This window comes from Marinagarivorans sp. (genome assembly GCF_982758155.1).
Genome location: NZ_CEXWTU010000368.1, coordinates 1 through 2,898 on the forward strand (window position 1 = coordinate 1; position 2,898 = coordinate 2,898).

Sequence of the window (2,898 nt, forward strand, 5' to 3'; positions counted from 1 at the left end):
AATAATACTCATTCAAAAGGCGAATTGATTGTTTTCTGGGTATTCAAGCGTCAGGCCTTGTAGGGATAGCAAGGGGGTGACAACGCAGGAGCATATTGTCCAGAACGCTTGCATAGTGCCCAGCCCCAGCATGGATGCGTGGGGGGTAGACTTTAGGAGCACAACGTCGTAGATGGCTTGAACGGCCCAGAAAATAATCAGTTTGCCGGCTTATTTGAGCATGGCTGAATAGTTACATTAATTTTACCCTTGGTGGTTAACTACAAAAAAAGCCCATAGAGCAGAAACTCTATGGGCTTTTTTTGTAAACCTATATCTCGTTATTAAGCTAACTTAAGCCCCACGGCTTTCGCGGCAGGGTTTTCGCAAGACCCAATAAGCACTCAATTAATAGGGGCAAACGCCAGCTTCAGCTTTCATGCTGTTAACCTTAACGGCATTATTACTGCCATCCAAACAGTAGACGTCGCCACCACCGGTTAAAGCACACTTAAGCCCACGGTCACCACCCGCTGCGATAAATCCAGAGCCATTATTAAACTCCACCCCAGGGTTTGATACGCCAACACTACCAACTTTAGGCAAGTAGATGGCTTTACCGTCAGCCGTTACGACAACGCCTTGCGCATATGCAGCCTGTATAGCCACCGCATCCGAAAAAGCACCGGCCTGCAGACTTATGCCACCCATACCGTCGTTATCCGTAGGGAGGAATGGGTTCGCGTACCAGTTAGCTCGACAATCCATGCCCCCGCTCCACTTAATACCACACACCACATCTTGAATGGCAGAAACAAATACCATCGGCTCGGCGAAGTCTACTTTGGACGGAGTCTTATTCACAAAAGGAGGAACATTTCCACCTTCATCCCAACACCAAACCTCGCCATCGGTATTAACAGCACAAGCTACGCCATAACCAGACGATACCTGTACAGCATCAAAACCGCTAGGCAGCCCAGGACGAACTGCGCTTCCGCCACTGAAACACATTACGTCTTTTCCGCCACCTTCACTCACCAAAGCACACTTGGTATTACGCCCGCCTGTTACAGCCACCGCATTTGACGCTATAACCGGCGTTGTTGAGACCGAGGTTACCCCGCCAGTATGCACAGCACCCGACATAGTCACTAACGAGACTTCATTTTCACCAGTACCACTTACATGAAGAATATCAGTTACTGCGCCACCGCCCTGCCAAGCCACTGTAGTCGGTGTTGTGCCGCCAGGCGAAACACACTCGGCCTGGCCATTTTCAAGACGGTAGCAGGCTTTGTAGCTACCATTACCTAATGCTGTAAAACCAACACCACATTCTTGGGCCGCAAAATACTCAGCCAAACTACCCGCTGGCGCACTAGAGGTTGCTGCAGAAGAGCTACTAACAGCCATTGCACTAGAAGAACTCACAGCAGGCACACTTGAACTTGCGATAACCGCAGAAGAAGAAGAACTCCCCTCAACCACGCCACCACAACTATCACCTTGATAAACCGCAATGTTATCCAACTGAATATCTCCAGCTTCGGCAGCCATATTGAAATACAAGCGGGCATCGGAAGCGGTTTCATCAGCCGTAACCACCAAAGAGAAGCTTTGGTACTGAGCAGTTAATGTCTCATCGATTGGGCCGCCACTTATATTCATATAGCCGCCCGCCGCATTATTATCAAAACCGACAGTTAAGCTACGCATTCCAGTGTTGGGGGTCGTTTTTGCATCAAAGCAAATCGCATATTGCTCGCCCGCGGTAACACTCAATAAGTGCGTCATCTGCACAGCCCAAGGCTCTGCAGTATCCGCTGAGAGGATGGAAAAGCTAGCCTCACCGTTAAAAATAGCTGAAGGAATTGCAGTGAAGTCTTCCCCACCATTAGCAAATATTCCAGGACTGCTTAATAAGCTCATGCCTACAGGCGCGGCACTGCTGGAAGATACCGCTGCGGCGCTTGAAGCAACGGTTTCAGAACTCGAGCTTTCACAAAACGGTTGCGCTACAGCAATTACATTTGTTGCTACCAATAAATAATGTTCGATATCAGCAGCACAAGCGGCTTCATTTCCATTGCAGGAGGCAGGTAAATAAGCAGACATTGCGGATTCGATATAACCGGCCAGTGATGGCGAGTTAGTTCTACCGTAAGGTGCACCAGCAACATCAATAGGGTCTTTGGCTGCCCCTTCTGTTTTCCCGTTAGGAGTCACGCCACCATGACATCCGCTACAACTGCCGTCGGCATAAGCCTTTTCGCCATTGATAAACTGCGTATTATCCAGCTCTTCACAAGCCTCTGCTGAACTAGATGCAGCCACCGATGCGCTAGAAACCACCACAACTTCGCTAGAGGAGCTTTCTACCGAACTGGATGACGGCGCTACAGAGCTACTAGGTACGGTGACTACCGAGCTGCTAGAAACAGCAACTTCCGAACTCGAAACAGCCGCGCTACTAGAGCCATTATCATTAGCGACACATGCAGAAAGCATGACCGATGCGCTCGCCAGCAAGGCCGATCGCCAGTGTTGAGCAATCAATTTTTGAAGAGGGGAATCAAGCATAGTTATTCTCGTTTGAGTTGGCGGCACCTTCACAGCTTACGCATTCAGCAACGCTAAACAACGCAACACATCCTGTGAACGCTATATTCCAAAACACTTAAAATAACAATGAAGGTATAATTATTGATTATTAATCCACCAATTGTATGGACTTTAGCCCAAGCAAACAAGGAGACTGATTCGTCGCTTTATTTTGATCAACAATACTAATAACCACATCACAATTTACAGTAATAACCACGGGCAATGCCTCGCGCAATGCATGCACATAGCGCTGAATTAGGGCCGAGGAAAAAATACTTTATCCAATAATACTTGCCTCCCGCTCCCTCAGCA

The 2,898-nt window shown here is 48.3% G+C and carries 1 protein-coding gene; it reads right to left on the reverse strand.

Features of this window, described 5'->3' with window-relative positions; all coding sequences use genetic code 11:
- Positions 1-387 precede the first annotated feature (387 nt).
- A complete protein-coding gene (locus AC3A8L_RS20925) occupies positions 388-2,562 on the reverse strand; it encodes an RCC1 domain-containing protein (protein WP_487964218.1) in 2,175 nt (724 codons plus the stop codon).
- Positions 2,563-2,898: the final 336 nt, after the last annotated feature.